This is a genomic window from Flagellimonas spongiicola, assembly GCF_023502425.1.
GTDB lineage: Bacteria > Bacteroidota > Bacteroidia > Flavobacteriales > Flavobacteriaceae > Flagellimonas > Flagellimonas spongiicola.
In genome coordinates, this window is record NZ_JAMFMA010000001.1 from 693,554 (window position 1) to 714,200 (window position 20,647).

A 20,647-nucleotide genomic window follows, 5' to 3' on the forward strand; every position below is an offset into this window, starting at 1 on the left:
AAACGTTAATCATGAGAAAATTAGGTTTAATCATTATGGCAATGGCACTTCCCTTGCTAGGTATGTCCCAATCCATATTTGATAAGTATGAAGATTCGGAAAAAATTGGTACGGTAACGATCAACAAAGGAATGCTGAAGCTTGCGGCTACAGTAATGGAACATGATGAGGATGAAGATACCCAACAATTTGTGGAAATCGCCAGGAGCATCAACAACATCAAGGTTTTTATGTCGGAAGATGCAGATGCATCTGCAGATATGAACGCTACCATGAAGAAATACGTGAAATCCTCTAAACTTGAGGAGTTGATGAAAGTGAGAGATGGAGACACACATGTAAATTTCTACATCAGAAATGGCAAAGATGATACCCATGTGGCCGAACTTCTGATGTATGTCACCGGCATAGACGAAAAACACCATGACAAAAATGGGCGTAACTTTGAGACCGTGCTATTGACCATGACTGGAGATATTGATTTGACCAAAGTGGGTTCGCTCACACGGAAAATGAAGCTGCATAAAGGCTTGAACAAATTAGAAGAACATTAAATTGAAATACCCCTGGCCCTACATCAAGGCCGGGGATTTTCAGCATAAATTACCAACAATGAAAAAAGTAGTAAAAGGAATGATGCTGGCAATTGCGGTGGTTTTGGCTTCCTGCTCCTCTCAGCAAAGTCTTCAGGAATATTATGTTGACAATTCCGAGAATCCCAACTTCATCTCAATAGATGTTCCCGCAAGTATTCTTAAAATGGATGGCGTAGACCTAACAGAAACCCAATCTGATGCCATTGAATCATTAAGAAAATTCAATCTATTGGCATTTAAGAAAACAGCGGATAATGTTGCGGAGTACAAAGCTGAGAAAATTAAGGTAAAGGAAATCCTCAAAGGAGAGGATTTTGTGGAGTTGATGAAAATCAATTCACAATATGGAAAAGGAGTCATAAAGTACATTGGGGATGAAGATGCCATAGATGAGGTAATTCTGTACGGAGATAGCAAGGACAAAGGATTTGCTTTGGTTCGAGTACTCGGTAAGGACATGAATCCAGCACATATCGTACAATTAATGCAAGCCATCCAAAAATCAGATTATGACGGTTCTGGATTGGGCGAAATAGGAGAATTCCTAAAAGGATAAACTAAACCATCAATCAAAGAACGAATCCCGTGGCAAACTGTCACGGGATTTTTTTTGTGGTATACCAAGAGAATAAATGTGACCTTCTCGCTATCTTAGTGTCTCATTCAGAGAACAATAACTTATCAAGAAAATCATATGGAAAAAGCAGAGGAATGGATTAATTACGGTTTAGAACTGGCCAAGGAATTTGGCCCAAAATTGCTAACGGCGATTCTGATTTATATCATTGGTTCTTGGGTAATCAAAAGAATCATTTCCGCCACGAGGAAAGTAATGTCCAAAAGCAAGTATGAAGAATCGCTTCAGAAGTTTTTATTGAACCTTTTTTCATGGACCTTGAAAGTGTTCTTGATTATTCTTGTGATATCCAGATTAGGCGTGGATGTAACCACCTTTGCGGCGGTAATTGCAGCTGCTGGTTTGGCAGTTGGATTAGCGTTACAAGGGTCGCTTTCCAATTTTGCTGGAGGCGTATTGCTTATGATTTTCAAACCTTACCGCATAGGGGATTTGGTGGAAGCACAGGGTGTGCTTGGCGTTGTCAAGGAAATTGAGATTTTCACCACTAAATTGGTTTCCCCGGAGAACAAGCTGTTGATTATTCCCAATGGAGCCATGGCCAATGGCAATATTACCAATTACACAGCAGAAGGACAGATAAGGGTAGATACAGTGATTGGAGTTGATTACGGAGAAGACATCAAAAAGACAAAAGAAGTATTGTTGGGTGTGCTAACCTCAAATCCACTGGTTTTGAAAGATCCCGCTCCGTCAGTAAATGTACTGGAGTTGGCAGATAGTTCTGTGAATTTTGCAGTACGACCCTTTTGTAAACCAGAACATTATTGGGATGTGTATTTTGCAACTTACGAAAATTGCAAATTGGCACTTGACGAGGCAGGTATAGAGATTCCTTACCCACATCAAGTAAATATCAGAAAGCCGGAATAAGACACTATCCTTAACAGCTATTTACCCGATGTTTTGCATCGGGTTTTTTATGTAACATTATTGCGTATTACTTTCAACTATTTTGCTGCTAATACTAAAAATACTACATTTAAAAATCCGGAGCCTTAAAAAATATAATCCAAAACCTATTTTTGGATTTAAAGTGCTTGGATAAAACAACCTCATTAATTTTTTCAACCTCTCATTTTCAACCTCATTTGGATAAGGTTTTTTTCGCTTATCCCAAATGAAAAATGTCGCATTACGTCACCTTTGGGTCACGGTGCGCAATAGCATAAATACAAATACTATATAACTATGAAAATGAGTAGATTACATTTAATTGTGCTTGGTGTTATGATGTCCATATTCACCGCAAATTCGCAAGAATTTAAACTTGGGGCAGGCCTAGCTGTGGGTACTGAGGCAAGTATTGACGAAGATTTTATGGGTGACCCCGCACTTGGCGTAAACCTAAGAGGTGTTTACAAGATTACCGATAAATGGGGTCTTACAGGCGGAGCTACGTATTTCTTTTCCAAAGTCCCTGAACCACTTAAAAGCACCATTTATGTACTCAATTTTGACGGCACTTACTCTTTCGTTAGTAATCCTGTCTTGGATTTTTATGGCCTTGTTGGCTTTGATGTTGGCTATATAAAGATGGAAGATACTGTAGAAGGTATTGAGGCTGATGACACACTTACAGGAATGGAAGTGGGTATCGGTATAATTACACGATTTGGTTTGTTTTTTGAAGCCAAAGCAGAGGCAGCATTGGAACAAGGTCAGTTTACCTTGGGATATCTGATTCAGCTGTAGCTCCTAAATGGTCACACAATGGTAGGTTTGCCATTCATGCATTGATGATTGTGTCTAAACTAAAATCCTGTAAAAACTTCTAATTAAGTGAACAAGGATTGCCCCAAATACAAACCTTTTAACCTATTTAGAAAATGAAAAAAATACTATTTATCCTAACTGCAGTGCTTTTTATAAGCTGCGATAAAGATGATACAGATTTGACTTGCCTTAGTGATTGTACACTAATTCAAGGACAATTTTTAACCTCTAAAGGAGCACCATTACAAAACGTTAATGTAAGCATAAATTACTATGAAAGTCATGGTATTGGTGCTTCTATAAGAAGAATTAAGAAAGCAAAAACTGATGAAAACGGAAACTTTCAAATGAAGTTTTACATAAATAACGATGAGTTAGGTAAGGTCCCTGGGTATTTTCAGTTTGTGTACGATTATAGCGAATTGGACTCTGAAGTTTTTATTGACTCAAGCGAATACAACAGTTATGTTATTGGTTCAATTTATTCGCGCGATACTATTATTGATGTGGAATTCTATAATCCTAAAAAGGCTTATATCACCATTAACTTAAATAATTTCATACCTACCAATCAAGATGATTTCTTCACTGTTAGTTCCCTTTACCCCATCGGCAGGAGAATTGGGCAAAATCAATTTATCAGTTCACCTTATCAATTAGGGTATGATGGCAATAAAGCTTTTGCAACAGCAATATATACAACTGTAGATAGCGTACTTGTCGCAGAAAGTGATTATAACCGTCTAAGTATTATGAAAAGAAAAAATGGCGGAGAGACACTTGAAGAAAACCATGAAATATTTGTACCAGTTGACAGCTCGATCGTGCTCGACTATGATTATTGACTATAGTTGATTCATATTCTACAATTTGAAAGCAACGCACCCATTACTAACTAACCCCAAATACTAATCTTTTAACCTATTTAGAAAATGAAAAAAATACTAGTACTATTTGCTCTTTTTGTGGGGCTTGATGCCCACGCGCAGTTGCATATTGATTTTGAAATTGCCAACAAGACCAATGAAGTTTTTGGTCCCTTGGATAAAAGTAAGATCCCGCATGGCATGTTATTGGATTATGGCTATGACTTTTTGGAAGTAACCAATTACGATGGGGTGTTACGGGACAATAATTATATTGTTCCCTCGGTATACCGGGATCTGTACAATAGTGTAGTCTCCATGCGTACCCATCTACTCGTGCCCAAATTGGTAGACCCCATAGCATTGGAGCAAAGTTGGAAAAGTACTTCCAAATCCTTGGCGAACAAAGTAGGCAAGGGCACCTTAACCACATCTGTGGTGGTCAACGGACTTTACTATCACTATTCCAAAATCAGGGAGGATGCCCTAGATCAAGGCTTGATTCAAGTAATAGATGGAAAACAGTATGAAGATGTCTTTATAAATACACAATGGCAAAACCCCTACGAGACCAAGGAAGTGTTTGCCATGACCTTACCCGTTACCCGTATCAACAATTCCAAGATTGCCCTCTTGTTGGAAGAAAGTGAATGGCGGACCAACCAAGATGCATTGGTGGAAAGTTTTGCGGTGGATTTTGGTGATGGCAGCGGTTTTCAGCCTTTGGTATTGGGCAAGACCCTGGGACATCATTTTGCGCAAGATGGCGATTTTGTCTGGACGTTTCGGTTAAAATTGATGGATGGCACTTTTAGGTATTGTAGAACCCCCGTGAAAATCACAGGGAAAGCAAAATTAGAAACTTTGACCACTCGCAACCCAGCTTGTTTGAATGATCCATGGGAAGTAATTATTCAATCAACCCAAGCATATAAAGGTAGTACTGGTTCTGCAAGCATTCAAATTGCTCCAGCTGATGTTTGTAATTTAATCAATAAGCCGCTAATCGTAGTTGAAGGTTTTGATCCTCATCTTTTAGGAAACCACCCAATTTATGGGGATACTCATCTTGAACAATTTTTATACGATATTGATGTAAAATATGGAAGTGAAGGCTTGATTAATCTTATTACTGAGCATAATGCAGAAGGCTTTGATATCATATACGTCAATTGGGATAATGGCACGGATTGGTTACAACGTAATGCCTTTGTACTGGAAGAAGTCATCCGCTGGGTCAACCAGAACAAAACCGATGATGCCGCTCCCAATGTAGTGCTGGGGCAGAGTATGGGCGGGGTCATTGCACGTTACGCCTTACGAGATATGGAAAATAATAATGAAGACCATGATACCAGTCTTTACATTAGCCATGATGCACCGCACCAAGGCGCACATGTGCCACCCGGAGCTTTGTACATGGTAAGGCACGCCTTAAATGAGATCATCCAAACCCCGGCTGGGGATATTGGTGTAGCCATTGCCAGTGGGCATTTTCCAGTAGATGACGCACGCAAACTAATAGACAGACCTGCGGTAAAACAATTATTGGTCAACTATGTGAACAAAGAATATGAAGTAAACAATGAAGAACATAAGATATGGCAAGAAGCTTTACAAAATATGGGCTATCCGCGGCAGACACGGAACATTGCATTAAGTAATGGCAGTCATTGTGCGCAAACCTATGGTTTGGCGCCGGGGCAAAGCCTGTTCAGACTTTATGGCTCCGGTAGCACTAGTCCCGGCACGGATTTGATCACTTTTATAACAGGATTGGGGTCTGTAGTGGGTGCTGCCTTGGGCGATATAGCGGCATTATTTATGGGATACTTGCCCGGGCAGACCAAACTTAAGATTGACTTTCATATATGGGGTTTTCCCGGGAACCAAGAGGATCAATTGTACAAAGGCTGGATCCAGTACGAAAAAAAGTTTTTATGGGTTGCACCTTTAATGCGTAACATTACCAATAAAAGCTTTAAATGGGAAGGGAGTGATTTGTTATTGGATAATTATCCAGGAGGGGCCATGCCTTTTATTGACAAAATTAAGGAATTTGAAGAATTTGAAATAAATTTCTTTGGTTCTTATAATCTGGATTTGGAATCGACTTCATCTATGAATTTTATTCCTACCGTAAGTGCTTTGGATGTGGGAGGTGGTCTAACTCCATTAGCTGCCGAGAATTACCTCGCCAAATATAGTATAGGTATCCCACAACCACCTGAATTCCAAGTCCCTTTTGATAACTATACCACCACCTACAACGCACTCAAAAGTAATGAAGGGCACATCACCTTTAACGCCCAAAACGGGGATTGGCTTGCCAATGAACTTAACAATGCTGCTACACTTTTTGACTGTATTTTTCTTTGTGAACCAAAGCAAATAGAAGGTAATGATGTCCTCTGTAAAGAAGAACTCTATTTTGTGGATGTGGTAGGGGACACCCAAGTACAATGGAGTTCAAGCAACCCTGATGTGGCTTTTCCAACAGCACCTAATAGTGCGGCTACATCGTTTACTACGCCTCCCAATACTTATAGCCAAGAGGTAACAATTACAGCTGTATTGACTTCAGCTGCTTGCGGCAATGAACCTGTAGTCCTAGAGAAAACAGTGCAAGTAGGAAAACCTGGCTTACCGTCGGATTTATACGGTCCGGAATTGGTTGCAACAGGTGCTATGGTCAGTTACTTTGGTGGTCCGGCTCAAGGTGCCGATTTTTATGAATGGCGCTTGCCCTATCCTTTTGACCGGGTAAATGTAATTGACGTATTCGGGGATACCTGGCAAATTTTAAAATCTGTGGATACCTACCAAAGTGCACATGTATTTACGGGTAATGCCGCGGATGATGGTTATGTCCAACTTATGGGGGTAAATGACTGTGGTCTTGGCCCTGCAAAATTGCTGTATGTGGAACATTCTGGCGGTGGAGGTGGTGGAGGCGGGATTCCGCTTCAAGAGATGAAAGCTGTAGAAGGAGATGCCATCAATGACGGAATCTTGATTTATCCAAATGTGGCATCAAATGAAGTGCATATTTCCATAGCTCCATATACGGAGGGAGAGGCGGAACCTCCATCAAGAATATTGGGTGTGACTATTTTTCCGCAGTTCCAACAATTGCCAATCAAGCAGATTTCTTATCACGTTCCGGGAGTTGTACACGCCGAAGTTCCGGTTTTTGATTTGGCTACAGGGTATTATGCAATGGTGGTGAACACCAATCGGGGCCCGGTGTACAAAATTCTAATTAAGGACTAGGAAATCGTAGTATAGCTAGTTTTAAACCCCAGTATAATTTGCTGGGGTTATTTGTTTCAACTCTTCTTTGATACCAGCGGAAACGTCTAAAGTGTCGATAAAGTCCGCAATGGATTTTTGCGTGATTTTTGTATTGGTCCTAGTTAAACCCTTTAATGCTTCGTAGGGATTTGGATAGCCCTCGCGGCGCAAAATGGTCTGAATGGCCTCTGCAACTACAGCCCAATTATCTTCTAAATCCTGCTCAAACTTTTCGGCGTTCAGCACCAATTTGTTCAATCCTTTTAACGTGGATAACAATGCAACTTGGGTGTGCGCAAAAGGTACACCAACATTTCTTAAAACGGTACTATCGGTTAGATCTCGTTGTAGTCTCGAAATCGGTAATTTGGCTGATAAATGTTCAAATAAGGCGTTGGCAAGCCCTAGATTTCCTTCGGAGTTCTCAAAATCTATCGGGTTTACCTTATGCGGCATGGCAGAAGAACCTACTTCTCCTTTTTTTATTTTTTGTTTGAAGTAGTCCATGGCGATATAAGTCCAGATATCCCGATCCAAATCAATGTAAATGGTATTGATTCGCTTTAGGCAATCAAACAGAGCTGCCATATGATCATAATGCTCTATTTGTGTAGTAGGGAACGAATGGTGCAATCCAAGTTTTTCCTGAACAAAACTCTTTCCAAAACCTTTCCAATCGATATCTGGATACGCAACTTTATGGGCATTATAGTTTCCGGTTGCACCGCCAAATTTGGCAGCACTTGGAATGTCATTTAAGAGATTGAACTGCTCTTTCAGGCGTTCCACAAACACATCGATTTCTTTGCCTAATCGAGTAGGGGATGCGGGTTGACCGTGGGTTCTTGCCAGCATTGGTATTGCTTCCCATTCTGTGGCCAGTCCCTTTAATTTTTCAAAAACTTCAAAGTACAAAGGAACATATGCCTCGTTCATTGCTTCTTTGATGGACAATGGAATAGCGGTGTTGTTGATATCCTGGGATGTTAAACCAAAATGGATGAATTCCTTGTACTTCTGAAGTCCTAGAGCATCAAATTTTTCCTTGATAAAATACTCAACCGCCTTTACATCATGATTGGTTGTTTTTTCAATTTCCTTGATGGCCAAAGCGTCCTCAGCGGAAAAATCCAGATAGATTTTTTGCAAGTCACCAAACATAGTGGTATCAAAATCCCCTAATTGTGGTAGTGGAATTTCGCAAAGCGCGATAAAATACTCGATTTCCACCCGAACGCGGTATCTGATCAGAGCCTCTTCAGAAAAATAAGTGCCAAATGCTTCAGTTTTGTTGCGGTATCTGCCATCAATAGGAGAGATGGCGTTGAGTTGGTTCAATGACATGCCGTACTTTTTGAAAGCTGCAAAGATACTTAAACCAAAAGAGTTTAATGGCCTAATTTGGCAAGCTTGTCCAAGGTTTTTTTCGCACTGTTTTTATAACCGGATGTGCCTTCAGAAATTGTTGCTTCCAAAATCATTTTCAATTCAGGATGTACCCAATCAAATTTTCCGCCTAAATAAAACAAAGTACGCATTGAAAAAACTTTGGCTGCTACTTTGTGTTCTCCAATAAACCAGTCAAAACAGCAGGTCATGATCGCTTCCAAGTGATTCTGGCTTATATTTTTAACGAAAATGGGATCTTTGTGCTTGAAATACGTTTCGCAAAGCATTTGGCAAACATGGGCCATTGGTCGAATACTGGATTGATCTTTTAGTTCAGTCAATACTTGTGAAAAGTCATCCATAAACGGCAGTAAGTAGACCAATTTTTTGCGCATTAAATGGTCAAAAGTCCAACTGGCATTAAAAGTATCTTCCTTGTCCTGCGCTTTGATTTCTTTGAGCAGGTCTCCAACCAGATCAGGCGCTTGTTCTAAAATAGCTACTAGTCCGGTAATTTGCAATTTGGATAGTCGGCCAGAATTAACGGCCAAATGGAGCTCGTCTGCAGTCAATTTATTGCCTATTTAGAAGTTGTTGTGTTAACTCTGGGACTCCCGTGGTAGCAGTATTCGGAATTATTGTCAAATTCTGATACTCCGTTGCTGTAACATTCGGCTTGGGATCTATAAAATAAATGGGTATACCACTGGGCACATAATTAATGAGGCTTGCCGCAGGGTACACTTGCATTGAGGTTCCAATTATTATCAATAGGTCCGCAGTTAATGTAATCTCTATGGCATGTTCCAACATAGGAACCATTTCACCAAACCACACAATATGCGGTCTAAGTTGATGTCCTTTGGGGTCTAAATCACCGAGGACCAAGTCCTTTTTCCATTCTAGCACATAATTTTCATCAACTGTACTTCGTACTTTGAATAGTTCGCCGTGAAGGTGCAATACATTGGTGTTTCCTGCTTGTTCATGCAAATTATCAACGTTTTGTGTTACAATATGCACATCATATTTGGATTCAAGAGCTACAAGTGCTTCGTGTCCGGCATTAGGATTCACCTCCAAAAGTTGCCTTCTTCTTTGGTTATAGAACTCCAATACAAGCTCCGGATTCCGGGCATAACCTTGAGGTGAGGCAACCTCCATAACATCATGACCTTCCCAAAGTCCATTGGCATCCCTAAAGGTTTTCAGACCACTTTCGGCGCTCATTCCCGCACCGGTCAATACTACAATTTTTTGTTTGTTATCCATGTGTGTCTAAAAATATGAAAATCATTTTTCGCTATCTTGGGTTTTATGTTTAATTCCGATTTGTTGACTTATCTGGAAACCTATTTGACCGAAGAGCGTAAACTCCGGTTTATGAATGTTCTGGAGAATAGAACCAAGTATTTAACAGTGGCCATTGAGGATGTATTTCAATTGCACAATACCAGTGCCGTTATTCGAAGTTGCGATGCTTTTGGTATACAGGAAGTACATGTGATCGAGGATCGTTTTGGACAACGTTTGGATAAAAACATTGCGATGGGTGCTGAGCAATGGGTGGATGTGAATCGATTTAATACCACTACGGATTGTGTGAACGCATTACGGGAAAAGGGATATCAAATTGTGGCGACCACACCACATACAGCATCTAACTTTTTGCATGAATTTGAGATTGATGGTCCAACAGCTTTGTTTTTTGGTACCGAAAAGGAAGGGTTAAGCGAAGAAGTATTGCAACAAGCGGATAAATTTATAAAGATTCCCATGGTGGGTTTTTCTGAAAGCCTCAACATCTCAGTATCAGCAGCCATTATTATTCAGGAACTTACCCAAAAATTGCGCAGTTCGGATTTGGATTGGGAAATGACAGCTATTGATATCTTGGAAAAACGTTTGGATTGGACCAAAAAGTCTATAAAGGATGTTGAGGGAATAATTGCGCGCTATCAGACCCAATAAACTTTTTTGTATTTTGTAGGGTAACCAATAAATAACAAATCAAAATGACTATGCTACTCTATATTTTAGGAGGGATCGTACTTCTTATCATTGTTTTGGCAATGATAGCACCAAAATCCTATAATGTGTCACGTTCAATAGAAATTGACCAACCACGGGCTGTGGTTTTTGACAACCTTCGGTATTTAAAGAACCATGATCAATGGTCTCCTTGGAACAAGAAAGATCCCAATATGGAAAAAAAATTCACTGGTACCGATGGTGAAGTCGGGGCGATAAGTTATTGGAATGGAAATAAGGATGTTGGTGAAGGAGAACAAGAGTTGAAGAAAATTGAGGATGGACATCGCATAGAGTCTGAATTACGCTTTTTAAAACCTTGGAAATCTACTTCGGATGCTTATTTGGTAACTGAAGACAGTTCAAATGGGGGTACCAAAGTAACATGGGGATTCTCAGGCAAAAACAAGTTTCCGTTTAGTATCATGATGCTGTTTATGAATATGGACAAAGCCGTTGGTGGAGACTTTGAAGAAGGCTTGGCTAGTTTAAAGGCCATATTGGAAAAATAAGAATTGTAGCAAAACCATGGCGATGGAACAAAATATGGTAGGCTGGTTCGAAATTCCGGTTCTGGATATGGAACGGGCGAAAGCGTTTTACGATAAAGTATTTCAGATAAAGATACAGGTACAGGATTTTGCAGGTACCTTGATGGGGTGGTTTCCTTGGGCTGAAGGCAAAGCAGGCGCAAGTGGGTCATTGATTCAAAATAAAGCGTATGAACCAAGCAATACGGCCGGAGTATTGATTTATTTTTCGAGCCAAGACCTACAACAGGAATTAGATAGAGTTATTGAGGCAGGTGGAAAAATCCTAAACCAAAAAACACAGATAAGTCCTGATGTTGGCTATATGGGTGTGTTTGAAGATACGGAAGGTAACCGAATAGCACTCCACTCCAGAGCTTAAATTATTCCGCAAGTTCCAAAAGCGCAATATCGTAGTCATTATCCAACTCAACCCTTCCTTTTGAAACCATAACTTCGGTTCCTGAATAGGTGTCATATAGCATTGTGCCATCGCCAAAGAAACCTTTGACATATAGCGATTTTTTACCTTTTGGAAGGTCTAAAGCAACAACCACCTTATCCTTGTAGTCACCGTCAACATAAGTTCGAGAGAATACATAAGGCTTTTTTGCCAAACGTTTGTGTTTGCCAGCTCCTACAGCAGGGTGATCTCTTCTAAAGCTTCCCAGTTTTTGCCAATGTTTATGGATTTTCTGGGTTTCTGGAAGGCTGTCCAAATCTTGCCAATTCATAAAGGAACGCAGCGTTGCATCCCCTTCTGTACCTTCAATAATCAAACTTCTTGAAGTTTCGTCACCATAATAGACTTGTGAGGCTCCTGGTGTTAGCAACAGCACATTGGCAGTATAATACGGTTGAGTACGTTCTTTGTCGAATGGACTTCCATCATCATGAGAGGTCAAATAATTAAGGACACTCTTGCCTTTTAGTTTGGTATGTAAAAGGCGGCTGTACTTCTTAAATATCTTTTCGTAATCTTCATTAGCATCGATTTTTAAATCGAAATTGATAAGACTTTTGAAGCCATAATCGAAAAAGTCCACTTTTTTGTCGCCAAAATCAAATTCGCGACCACCGCTTATCCCATAATTATAGACTTCGCCTACCATATAAAAAGGATTTTCGTCCAAAACCTGATCTGGATGCTTTTTCTTCCAAGTCTCAAAAGCATACGACGCCTCTTTGTAAAGATCCGACCAAGATTCCTCATTTACATGTTTAACGGTGTCTACACGGAAACCATCCACACCATAATCATTGATGTAATCAGTCAACCATTTAATGATATAAAATCGAGGGGCTCTTGGGTAACCCGTACGTTCAAAAAAGAGTTGCAATTCGTCTAACTCCTGGCTCAATCTACCTTCGTCTTTCCATTTGGCCAATAACGCATCAGGAAGTTCCACCGCCTCATCCGATTCTGTTAGGATATCTGGGAGATTCTCAACCAAAGTGCATGCTGTGGTGTTTTCATAGGTGGTAAATTCACATTTGGGACCAGTTCGTACCCATTCTTCGGGCCATACAGGGTCTATATCGGTAACAGGTCCAGTATGATTCAGCACCACATCCAGTAAGACACGTATTCCGCGTTTATGGGCGGCCTTGACTAGTTTTTCAAGATCTTTCTTGGAGCCAAAATTTGGATCAATGGCAGTCCAATCTTTTGCCCAATACCCATGATAGGCATAGGTATTCCCAGTTCCTTCATCAGTAGAACCGTGCACTTGCTCCACAACAGGGGTGAACCAAATGGCATTGATTCCCAGATCAGAGAAATAGCCCTCTTCTATTTTTTGCGTTACTCCCTGAATATCCCCGCCTTCAAAGCCTCTTAAAACCGCTGTTTCATTGTTTTGGTCAAATTGCACTCCCTTGTCGGGATTACCTATGTTGAAGCGGTCTGTTAAAAGGAAATATACATTGGCACCTTCCCAGGCAAAAGGAATATCTTTTTCAATGATAGCTTCAGCAACCACTTGGGTATCTTTTTTTTCTGGTTTTTTGGCTTCTTTACATCCAAAAACAAGGGAAATAAGGGACATGATAGCAAGTAGTTTTTTCATCAATTGGGATTTTAGTTAAAACTATAAAATGCTTGTGGAACTAGAAAATTTATTTAGTGCCAGCCCAAAATGAAATATGTTTAAGAGATTTTACCTGCGATTCAGTACGCGATATTCCTCATAACAACTGGATATGGCATCCAAGATTTGAAGGTCATTGGCGGTATTGATAAATGATCGGGAGTAATTGCAATTATTAAGAATATCTTCTATATCAACCTTTTCCAATTGTAGTAGTTCGGTCAAGGTCTCTCGGTCAAATTTTGAAGCCAATAAGTCCCGGATGTCATCATCTTGCTTCATCTGTTGAAGCTTGCGCATTTGCTTGGGTTTTTTTCCAAACAAGTTCCGGAGTAGGTCAGCGGGATTGAGAATCGCTCCCAAAACCTTGGTTACAGCACTGGGACTTTTGCTTCCGCCTTCGTAACTTTTAGATAATCCAGAAATACTGTATTGGTAGGCATTGTTGCTTATGGGGAGATTCTTGACATCAATCTCCAAATAGCCTGTTAATTGATATGGCCTTACAATAACTTCTTCCAAGGCATAGGCCAATTCAGTCAATGCAATTTCCGTTTCTTGGAATTTGAACATATCACTGGTAACCCTGACTTTTTCGGATTTATATCCAAGAAAAGTTAAGTACAAGGTATCATTAACAGCCGCTGGAATGGTGAATTTTCCTTTTTGCCCCGTAATTGTTCCGACAACCTTATTTAGGTTGATAACGTGAACGCTGACCATAGGAAATCCATTTTGTGCATTGACAACAGTGGCAGTGATTTCACCTTCTTCCACTGGCTCTTCAGCATCCTGTCCAAATCCTAAATATGCGGTAAGAATAAATAATGTAAGTAGAACTCTTTTCATGCAATCTTTGTAGCCATAAATGTACTAAACAAAGAAATAAAATTGGGAGTTATCTTGGTTTTAATATAGAATTAACTAATGAAAACCGGGTTTCCTTCTACCGCCTCTTTTACCGGAACCTCCTTTTCTACTTCCTCGGAAAGACCTATTATCGCCACCTTTTCGATGTCCTCTTTTGCGATCCCTCTTTCTTCCGCCTTTACCCGAGGATGATGGGTTTTTGGACACCTCAACATTTATAAATCGACCCTTGACCTTGAATTCAGTGAAAGTTTGCAGTACCAAATCAGTGAGTTGCGCGTCTGTATTGAAAAACGAAAAACTGTCCTTGGTGTCAACATTGAACACATCGTCTTTATCCAGATTTAAGGTGTCTCGTAAAAAGTCTTTTAGGGACATCCAATCGTACCCATCCCGCTCTCCAACGTTAATGAAGTAGCGCACAGATCCGTCGCTTTGTTTGTTACCTCTGCCTTCACTTGATTCACTTCTATCCCTGCGTCCCTCATCAGAAGAATTTAAATCGCGGGTTTTGCTGTAATAATTATAGAAGCGTGTAAATTCTACTGAAACTATCTTTTTTATCAATTCTTCTCGATCCAGTCCTTCCAAAACATCATGAATGGCCGGCAAATAAGCATCAATTTCAGTGTTGGTTTCAGTTTCCTTTATTCTACTGGCAAGATGATACAATTGGATTTCACAAATTTCGATTCCCGTTGGTATTTTTTTGGAAATGAACTCTTGCTTGATTTTCTTTTCTATCGCCTTGATTTTCCGAAGCTCTGATCTGGTCACGATAACCATTGATATACCGGATTTACCAGCTCTACCAGTTCTTCCACTACGGTGGGTGTAGGTTTCTATTTCATCGGGAAGCTGATAGTTGATAACGTGCGTTATGTCATCAACATCTATTCCCCTTGCGGCAACATCTGTGGCCACCAACATTTGTACCTGTTTCTTTCTAAAAGAATTCATTACCAGATCTCGCTGGTTTTGACTTAGATCACCATGCAGCGCACCTGCATTGTAACCATCTTCTATCAATTTTTCCGCAACACGTTGGGTATCTCTTTTGGTTCTACAGAATACTACCGAAAATATTCCTGGGTTGGCATCGGCCAATCTTTTTAATGCAGGATATCGATCACGACCCCCTACTTGATAATACTCATGTTGCACTGTGGAAGCTCCTGCATTCTTAGTCCCAACGGTAATTTCTTGGGGCTTGTGCATGAATTTTTTGGCGATCGTAGCAACTTCTTTAGGCATGGTAGCTGAAAACAACCAAGTGAACTTCTCCTGCGGGGTATTTGAAAGAATATCCTTGATATCCTCATAAAATCCCATGTTCAACATTTCATCTGCTTCATCCAGCACGCAATAGTCTATTTTAGAAATGTCGACCATACCACGACCGATCATATCCTTCATTCGACCCGGGGTGGCTACCACTATCTGCGCACCACGCTTGATCTGTCTTGCTTGCTCAGTTATGCTCGCACCCCCGTAAATGGCTACAGTGTTTAGTCCCTTAACGTATTTTGAATACAGTTTTAGTTCGTTTGTAATCTGAAGACAGAGCTCACGGGTAGGGGACAAGATCAGTCCCTGTGTGGTTCTACTTTCGGACTGGATCTTCTGAATCATTGGGAACCCAAATGCAGCGGTTTTTCCCGTACCAGTTTGGGCCAAGGCAACCAAATCTGTTTCTTCTTGTAATAAAATAGGAATGGCTTTGTCTTGAACTTCAGAAGGAGTTTCAAATCCAAGATCGGAAATAGCATCCAATAGGGGTTTGTCCAACCCCAAGGTTTCAAATTTTGTCATAGCGGTGTATACCTTAAATCGCAAATATGTTGTGTTGCATAGAGCGATTTTTGGAATACGCATTTAAGCTCCGCGCAACACCATGCCCATACCGGCGGCGTTTATAAAGGCGCAAAGGTACACCAAATTGTTTAGCTGGAGATTATAATTGCCTGTTTTTGAAAAAGGAAACCAATTTTTGCATAGCCCTGGCTCTGTGGCTGATCCTATTTTTTTCGGCTGCGGACATTTCGCCGAAGCTTTTTGAGTACCCTTGCGGTTGAAATATGGGGTCGTATCCAAACCCGCTTTGTCCCTTTTTCGCGTTTAGAATGGAACCTTCAACAATCCCACTAAAAACAAAGCTCTCGTCATTTAAATTCAGATGAATCACAGTTTTGAAATGTCCATTTCTGTCATTTTCGTTCTGTAATTTGGACAATACCTTATCCATGTTCGCATTGGCGTTTTTACCTAGTCCGGCATAACGTGCTGAGTATACACCGGGATCACCATTAAGAGCATCAATTAATAAACCCGTATCGTCCGAAAAGCAATTGAAACCATAGGTTTCTGTTACATGATCTGCTTTTATTTTAGCATTTTCTTCCAAAGTTTCACCGGTTTCCGGAATCTCCTCCATACACCCTATATCATCCAACGAAAGCAATTCAATTTCTGCAGGAAGCAGTTGTTGGACTTCCCTTAATTTGTGTGCATTGTGGGTGGCAAATACAAGTTTCACGTAATTGGTTTAATCGAAATTAGACCCAAAAGTAGTAATTTAGATGCTTTCGAATTTTCTTATGAAACTAAAGCTACTTCCTCCGTTGGTCATGGTTATTTTTGGGGTATTTATGTATCTCTTGAATCGATTTTTACCGGTTGGTGATTTTGATTTTTTTGGACGGATGGAACTTTCCTATGGACTCTTTATGCTTGGACTGCTGGTCATTGCTATTGGAATAGGCCAATTTGTTTATGCCAAGACCACAACCAATCCCATAAACCTTGATAAATCCTCCCAATTGGTAACGAACGGGATATTCAAATTCTCAAGAAATCCAATGTATTTAGGGATGCTGCTTCTTTTACTAGGGTATGGCTTGCGGCTGGGGAATGCCTTCAACACATTATTGGCTGCGGGTTTTGTGTATTACATGAACCATTTTCAGATCAAACGGGAAGAGGCGGCCTTGACCGAGCTTTTTGGAAAACCGTATTTGGACTATTGCAAAGCAACTAGACGTTGGTTCTAAGGTAATAATGGTCTGTTTCTATTCATTTTGAAACATTTTAGGGGTGTTTTTTGATATATCCGCAATTGTCTACTGATTTTGTAGTGTATTAGATCCATGGATGGATATTATGTTTAATTTTATGCCTTAATTTTTGTAAGAAATACATGGTTGAAGTGGGACGCAAATACGTATTTGATTTTGATAGCACCCTTACAAGGGTGGAAGCATTGGATGTTCTGGCGGAGATGACGCTTCAGGGTAAATCCAACCGAGATGAAGTTATTCAGGAAATTCAGGATATTACCAACCTTGGTATTGATGGGGACATTTCTTTTACCGAATCCCTGGAAAGAAGAATAAAATTATTGAATGCCCATAAAAATGATTTGGATGGATTGGTGGATGAATTGCGTCAAAAGATCTCTAAATCCATTGCTTCAAATAAAGAATTTTTCCAGAAGTATTCAGATGATATCTATGTGATTTCATGTGGTTTCAAAGAATTTATTGACCCTATTGTGGAGGCGTATAACATTCCTTCAGAAAGAGTCTATGCCAATACTTTTACGTTTGATGAAGAAGGAAATATTACTGGATTTGATGAAGGCAACGTATTGGCTTCCCATAATGGTAAGATAGAATGTCTTAAAAATCTGGATTTGGATGGTGAGGTACAGGTTATTGGCGATGGGTATAGTGATTACGTAATGCGCGAAGCTGGTATTGCCGATAAGTTTTTTGCCTACACGGAAAATGTGCATCGGGACAAAGCTGCAAATAATGCTGATCATGTTACCCCTAATCTGGATGAGTTTTTGTTTGTCAACGATTTACCACGAAATATTTCCTATCCTAAAAATCGAATAAAGATTTTATTACTGGAAAATGTGCATCCTGATGCGTTTGACAACCTTTCAGAGGATGGATTTTCGGTTGAATTGGTAAAGCACAGCCTGTCTGAAGAAGAATTGATAGAACGTATTAAAGGTGTGCATGTATTGGGTATCCGCTCTAAAACCCAGGTCACCCAGAAAGTTTTGGATGCTGCCAATAAATTATTGGTCATCGGCGCATTTTGCATTGGTACTACTCAAATTGATTTGGAATATAGCAAACAAAAAGGGGTGGTGGTTTTCAATGCTCCATATAGTAATACGCGTTCCGTTGTGGAATTGGCCATTGGTCAAATAGTGATGTTAAAACGTAACATATTTACAAGGAGCACGGAGATTCATAATGGGGAATGGAATAAAACAGCAATAAATTCACGCGAGGTTCGAGGTAAGAACCTAGGAATTGTAGGTTACGGTAATATTGGTAAACAATTGTCCGTACTGGCCGAATCCATGGGAATGCGTGTCTATTATTATGATGTTTCAGATAAATTGGCCTTGGGTAATGCTATTAAATGTTCTTCTTTGGAGGATTTACTATCAGTTTCTGATGTGGTCACGCTTCACGTAGACGATAATAAAGCGAATAAAAATTTCATCGGCGAACGTGAGATTGAACAAATGCGGGATGGTGCAATCTTGATCAATCTGTCTAGAGGGTTTGTTGTGGATATTGATGCTTTGGCATCGGCACTAAAAAGTGGAAAACTTGGCGGAGCAGCTGTGGATGTATATCCATCGGAACCAAGAAGCAACGGAAAATTTGAAACGGCTTTACAAGGACTGCCCAATGTAATCCTAACTCCACATATTGGTGGTAGCACAGAGGAGGCCCAACGTGATATTGCGGATTTTGTGCCGAACAAGATTATGGATTATATCAATTCTGGAAACACTGTGGATGCCGTTAATTTCCCTAACATTAGGTTACCCAAACAGACCAACGCCCATAGGTTTTTGCATATTCATAAAAATGTTCCGGGAATTATGGCCAAGATCAATGAAGTATTGGCCAAGTTTGAAATGAACATAACAGGTCAATTTCTCTCCACGGATGACAAGGTAGGATACGTAATTACCGATTTGGACAAGGAGTACAACAAAGAAGTTGTAAAAGCATTAAAAAACGTAGAGCATACCATAAAGTTCAGGGTGCTCTATTAATAGCAAATTGGGATTCCTTAAAATGGGTTTTCACCAATTGATAAACCCGTTTCACAACATTTTTAGTGGTGCCGAGTATATTCAACCTAAATTGTAGGCATATTCTTACTTATAATTGCCTAAATGAAGATTGGAAACTTCGAAATATTTAAAAAAGGTTTTAGGGCCTATTACCTACTTGTGATATCTATTGTGGTGCTGACGATTACCATTCAGTCCATGACGCAATATTCCCTGAACAAGCAGCGTTCCACCGCGTTAATTGTCAATTTATCCGGAAAACAAAGGATGTTGAGCCAAAAAGTACTCAATGAACTCTATTCCTGTAGATACCATAATTGCGATTATGCCGAAATGAAGCTGGCCTTGACCAAGTTGTACCAAATGAATCGGTTTTTACAGGAAGGAAATGCGGCATTACGTTTAGAACCTTTGGAAGACGAAACGATTCTGAAGGAATTCTCAAGATTGGAACCTCATGTGGAGTGGCTTTACAGTGAGTTGAAAAACTTCCGGGATTTCGAAGAAGTATCTTTTAATGATGTAAGGTACCGGGTGGATCGTTTTGTTACGATAATGGATGGAATTGTGTCTTTGTTTCAGAAAAAAGCGGAGAAGGATATCAAGACAATGATGATCATAGAGCTGGAATTGGCCATTTTTTCTATCGTAATTCTCATTTTTGAAATATTCTTTATTGTAAATCCGATTATCAGTAGAATAATGGATCAAAAGAAAAAGCTTTCGGAAATAGCCTGGCATCAATCACATGTTTTTAGTTCACACATGAAAAATATTGCTGATCTACAATATGTGTTAAAAGTTGAAAAGGATCCGGTGCGCCAGAAAGAGATTTACGGATTTATTGCTGAGGAATTGGACGAACTAAAGAAAGTGTCAAAGCGAATGGTAAAATCATTGGAAAAAACCACAAGTGAGGCTAAACCCCATCATTTAGTTATACGGAAAGTAGAAAGTTTTTTGGAGAAATATAAACTAATGCCCTCCAATTCCGAGCTTATTGATGATGGTAAGGTTCATTCCGTAAAATCGTAAATCCGCGATAAACTTGTTCAACTAAGAATAAACGGACCATCTGATGGGAGAACGTCATTTTAGATAAACTCAACTTCTCGGTACAACGTCTGTAAACAGCCTCGCTAAAACCGTAAGGCCCACCAATAATCATAACCAATCGTTTGGTGCCACTGTTCATTTTCTTCTGCAAGTAATTGGAGAAATCTACCGAGGAAAATTGCTTGCCTTTGTTGTCCAATAATACCACCGAATCCGAGACTTGCAACTGATTCAATATAAGTTCGCCTTCACGCTCTTTTTGCTGATTTTCGGAGAGGTTTTTGCTGTTTTTGATATCAGGTATGAGCTCAAAGTTAAACTTTACATAGTGTTTTAGGCGTTGCTCATACTCCTGAATTAAGAGAGCCAATTCTTTATTATCTGTCTTGCCAATGGCCAGTACCGTTATTTGCATGACCAAAATTAATTTTTTCCTTTTAAACAAGGACCAAGGACATTGCA

At 39.9% G+C, this 20,647-nt stretch carries 20 protein-coding genes; 12 read left to right on the top strand and 8 right to left on the bottom strand.

Annotated features, from left to right (window positions below; all coding sequences use genetic code 11):
• Positions 1-11 precede the first annotated feature (11 nt).
• From M3P19_RS03290 to M3P19_RS03315, 6 genes are all read left to right on the top strand, one after another.
• Positions 12-554: a DUF4252 domain-containing protein gene (locus M3P19_RS03290; protein WP_249656193.1), complete on the top strand. Its 543-nt coding sequence runs from the start codon at positions 12-14 to the stop codon at positions 552-554.
• A gap of 58 nt (positions 555-612) precedes the next feature.
• Positions 613-1,152 (top strand): DUF4252 domain-containing protein, encoded by a 540-nt coding sequence (locus tag M3P19_RS03295; RefSeq protein WP_249656194.1) that lies wholly within the window; start codon positions 613-615, stop codon positions 1,150-1,152.
• A 138-nt stretch (positions 1,153-1,290) separates the two neighbouring features.
• Positions 1,291-2,106: a mechanosensitive ion channel family protein gene (locus M3P19_RS03300; protein ID WP_249656195.1), complete on the top strand. Its 816-nt coding sequence runs from the start codon at positions 1,291-1,293 to the stop codon at positions 2,104-2,106.
• 324 nt (positions 2,107-2,430) lie between these two features.
• On the top strand, positions 2,431-2,928 hold the full coding sequence (locus M3P19_RS03305; protein ID WP_249656196.1) for an outer membrane beta-barrel protein: 498 nt from the start codon (positions 2,431-2,433) through the stop codon (positions 2,926-2,928).
• 134 nt (positions 2,929-3,062) lie between these two features.
• Positions 3,063-3,794: a hypothetical protein gene (locus M3P19_RS03310; protein ID WP_249656197.1), complete on the top strand. Its 732-nt coding sequence runs from the start codon at positions 3,063-3,065 to the stop codon at positions 3,792-3,794.
• Between the two features lie 87 nt (positions 3,795-3,881).
• Positions 3,882-7,088, top strand: coding sequence for a lipase family protein (locus tag M3P19_RS03315; RefSeq protein ID WP_249656198.1), 3,207 nt, complete (start codon positions 3,882-3,884; stop codon positions 7,086-7,088).
• A gap of 21 nt (positions 7,089-7,109) precedes the next feature.
• On the opposite strand, the gene purB is transcribed toward M3P19_RS03315, so the two are convergent.
• From purB to M3P19_RS03330, 3 genes are read right to left on the bottom strand one after another with little or no spacing between them, the layout of a single operon-like run.
• Positions 7,110-8,453, bottom strand: a complete 1,344-nt coding sequence (gene purB, locus M3P19_RS03320) for an adenylosuccinate lyase (RefSeq protein ID WP_249656199.1) — start codon at positions 8,451-8,453, stop codon at positions 7,110-7,112.
• Between the two features lie 44 nt (positions 8,454-8,497).
• Positions 8,498-9,070 (bottom strand): hypothetical protein, encoded by a 573-nt coding sequence (locus M3P19_RS03325; RefSeq protein ID WP_249656200.1) that lies wholly within the window; start codon positions 9,068-9,070, stop codon positions 8,498-8,500.
• Position 9,071: 1 nt separating this feature from the next.
• Positions 9,072-9,770 (bottom strand): SIR2 family NAD-dependent protein deacylase, encoded by a 699-nt coding sequence (locus tag M3P19_RS03330; RefSeq protein WP_249656201.1) that lies wholly within the window; start codon positions 9,768-9,770, stop codon positions 9,072-9,074.
• Between the two features lie 45 nt (positions 9,771-9,815).
• Between M3P19_RS03330 and M3P19_RS03335 the strand changes: the two genes are divergently transcribed.
• The 3 genes from M3P19_RS03335 to M3P19_RS03345 are packed head-to-tail and all read left to right on the top strand — an operon-like array spanning position 9,816 to position 11,441.
• On the top strand, positions 9,816-10,469 hold the full coding sequence (locus M3P19_RS03335) for a TrmH family RNA methyltransferase (RefSeq protein ID WP_249656202.1): 654 nt from the start codon (positions 9,816-9,818) through the stop codon (positions 10,467-10,469).
• A gap of 44 nt (positions 10,470-10,513) precedes the next feature.
• On the top strand, positions 10,514-11,041 hold the full coding sequence (locus tag M3P19_RS03340) for an SRPBCC family protein (RefSeq protein WP_249656203.1): 528 nt from the start codon (positions 10,514-10,516) through the stop codon (positions 11,039-11,041).
• 22 nt (positions 11,042-11,063) lie between these two features.
• Complete coding sequence (locus tag M3P19_RS03345) at positions 11,064-11,441, top strand: VOC family protein (RefSeq protein WP_249656204.1); 378 nt, start codon at positions 11,064-11,066, stop codon at positions 11,439-11,441.
• Position 11,442: 1 nt separating this feature from the next.
• Here M3P19_RS03345 and M3P19_RS03350 read toward each other — a convergent pair whose 3' ends face one another.
• The 4 genes from M3P19_RS03350 to M3P19_RS03365 all read right to left on the bottom strand — a co-directional run bounded on the left by M3P19_RS03350 (position 11,443) and on the right by M3P19_RS03365 (position 16,555).
• Entirely contained in the window at positions 11,443-13,128 is a 1,686-nt protein-coding gene (locus M3P19_RS03350) for an alpha-amylase family glycosyl hydrolase (RefSeq protein WP_249656205.1), read from the bottom strand.
• A gap of 90 nt (positions 13,129-13,218) precedes the next feature.
• Positions 13,219-13,998, bottom strand: a complete 780-nt coding sequence (locus tag M3P19_RS03355) for a carboxypeptidase-like regulatory domain-containing protein (protein ID WP_249656206.1) — start codon at positions 13,996-13,998, stop codon at positions 13,219-13,221.
• Between the two features lie 75 nt (positions 13,999-14,073).
• Positions 14,074-15,831, bottom strand: coding sequence for a DEAD/DEAH box helicase (locus tag M3P19_RS03360; protein WP_249656207.1), 1,758 nt, complete (start codon positions 15,829-15,831; stop codon positions 14,074-14,076).
• A gap of 142 nt (positions 15,832-15,973) precedes the next feature.
• Complete coding sequence (locus M3P19_RS03365) at positions 15,974-16,555, bottom strand: non-canonical purine NTP diphosphatase (protein ID WP_249656208.1); 582 nt, start codon at positions 16,553-16,555, stop codon at positions 15,974-15,976.
• A 61-nt stretch (positions 16,556-16,616) separates the two neighbouring features.
• Here M3P19_RS03365 and M3P19_RS03370 point away from each other — a divergent pair, with 61 nt between their 5' ends.
• The 3 genes from M3P19_RS03370 to M3P19_RS03380 all read left to right on the top strand — a co-directional run bounded on the left by M3P19_RS03370 (position 16,617) and on the right by M3P19_RS03380 (position 20,164).
• Positions 16,617-17,069: a methyltransferase family protein gene (locus M3P19_RS03370; RefSeq protein ID WP_249656209.1), complete on the top strand. Its 453-nt coding sequence runs from the start codon at positions 16,617-16,619 to the stop codon at positions 17,067-17,069.
• Positions 17,070-17,215: 146 nt separating this feature from the next.
• Positions 17,216-19,108 carry a phosphoglycerate dehydrogenase gene (gene serA, locus M3P19_RS03375; protein WP_249656210.1) on the top strand — a complete coding sequence of 631 codons (1,893 nt, stop codon included), beginning with the start codon at positions 17,216-17,218 and terminating at the stop codon, positions 19,106-19,108.
• Between the two features lie 123 nt (positions 19,109-19,231).
• Positions 19,232-20,164 carry a type IV pili methyl-accepting chemotaxis transducer N-terminal domain-containing protein gene (locus M3P19_RS03380; RefSeq protein WP_249656211.1) on the top strand — a complete coding sequence of 311 codons (933 nt, stop codon included), beginning with the start codon at positions 19,232-19,234 and terminating at the stop codon, positions 20,162-20,164.
• On the opposite strand, the gene rlmH is transcribed toward M3P19_RS03380, so the two are convergent.
• The gene (rlmH, locus tag M3P19_RS03385; protein ID WP_249656212.1) at positions 20,127-20,600 is read right to left on the bottom strand and encodes a 23S rRNA (pseudouridine(1915)-N(3))-methyltransferase RlmH; all 474 of its coding nucleotides are present in this window, start codon (positions 20,598-20,600) and stop codon (positions 20,127-20,129) included. The two genes, M3P19_RS03380 and rlmH, sit on opposite strands and share 38 nt — an antisense overlap.
• Positions 20,601-20,647: the final 47 nt, after the last annotated feature.

What these genes read in the sequence shown, in the direction of transcription:
- M3P19_RS03290 (WP_249656193.1), top strand. Translation starts at nt 12, where the DNA reads ATGAGAAAATTAGGTTTAATCATTATGGCAATGGCACTTCCCTTGCTA.
- M3P19_RS03295 (WP_249656194.1), top strand. Translation starts at nt 613, where the DNA reads ATGAAAAAAGTAGTAAAAGGAATGATGCTGGCAATTGCGGTGGTTTTG.
- M3P19_RS03300 (WP_249656195.1), top strand. Translation starts at nt 1,291, where the DNA reads ATGGAAAAAGCAGAGGAATGGATTAATTACGGTTTAGAACTGGCCAAG.
- M3P19_RS03305 (WP_249656196.1), top strand. Translation starts at nt 2,431, where the DNA reads ATGAGTAGATTACATTTAATTGTGCTTGGTGTTATGATGTCCATATTC.
- M3P19_RS03310 (WP_249656197.1), top strand. Translation starts at nt 3,063, where the DNA reads ATGAAAAAAATACTATTTATCCTAACTGCAGTGCTTTTTATAAGCTGC.
- M3P19_RS03315 (WP_249656198.1), top strand. Translation starts at nt 3,882, where the DNA reads ATGAAAAAAATACTAGTACTATTTGCTCTTTTTGTGGGGCTTGATGCC.
- purB (WP_249656199.1), bottom strand. Translation starts at nt 8,453, where the DNA reads ATGTCATTGAACCAACTCAACGCCATCTCTCCTATTGATGGCAGATAC.
- M3P19_RS03330 (WP_249656201.1), bottom strand. Translation starts at nt 9,770, where the DNA reads ATGGATAACAAACAAAAAATTGTAGTATTGACCGGTGCGGGAATGAGC.
- M3P19_RS03335 (WP_249656202.1), top strand. Translation starts at nt 9,816, where the DNA reads ATGTTTAATTCCGATTTGTTGACTTATCTGGAAACCTATTTGACCGAA.
- M3P19_RS03340 (WP_249656203.1), top strand. Translation starts at nt 10,514, where the DNA reads ATGACTATGCTACTCTATATTTTAGGAGGGATCGTACTTCTTATCATT.
- M3P19_RS03345 (WP_249656204.1), top strand. Translation starts at nt 11,064, where the DNA reads ATGGAACAAAATATGGTAGGCTGGTTCGAAATTCCGGTTCTGGATATG.
- M3P19_RS03350 (WP_249656205.1), bottom strand. Translation starts at nt 13,128, where the DNA reads ATGAAAAAACTACTTGCTATCATGTCCCTTATTTCCCTTGTTTTTGGA.
- M3P19_RS03355 (WP_249656206.1), bottom strand. Translation starts at nt 13,998, where the DNA reads ATGAAAAGAGTTCTACTTACATTATTTATTCTTACCGCATATTTAGGA.
- M3P19_RS03360 (WP_249656207.1), bottom strand. Translation starts at nt 15,831, where the DNA reads ATGACAAAATTTGAAACCTTGGGGTTGGACAAACCCCTATTGGATGCT.
- M3P19_RS03370 (WP_249656209.1), top strand. Translation starts at nt 16,617, where the DNA reads ATGAAACTAAAGCTACTTCCTCCGTTGGTCATGGTTATTTTTGGGGTA.
- serA (WP_249656210.1), top strand. Translation starts at nt 17,216, where the DNA reads ATGGTTGAAGTGGGACGCAAATACGTATTTGATTTTGATAGCACCCTT.
- M3P19_RS03380 (WP_249656211.1), top strand. Translation starts at nt 19,232, where the DNA reads ATGAAGATTGGAAACTTCGAAATATTTAAAAAAGGTTTTAGGGCCTAT.
- rlmH (WP_249656212.1), bottom strand. Translation starts at nt 20,600, where the DNA reads ATGCAAATAACGGTACTGGCCATTGGCAAGACAGATAATAAAGAATTG.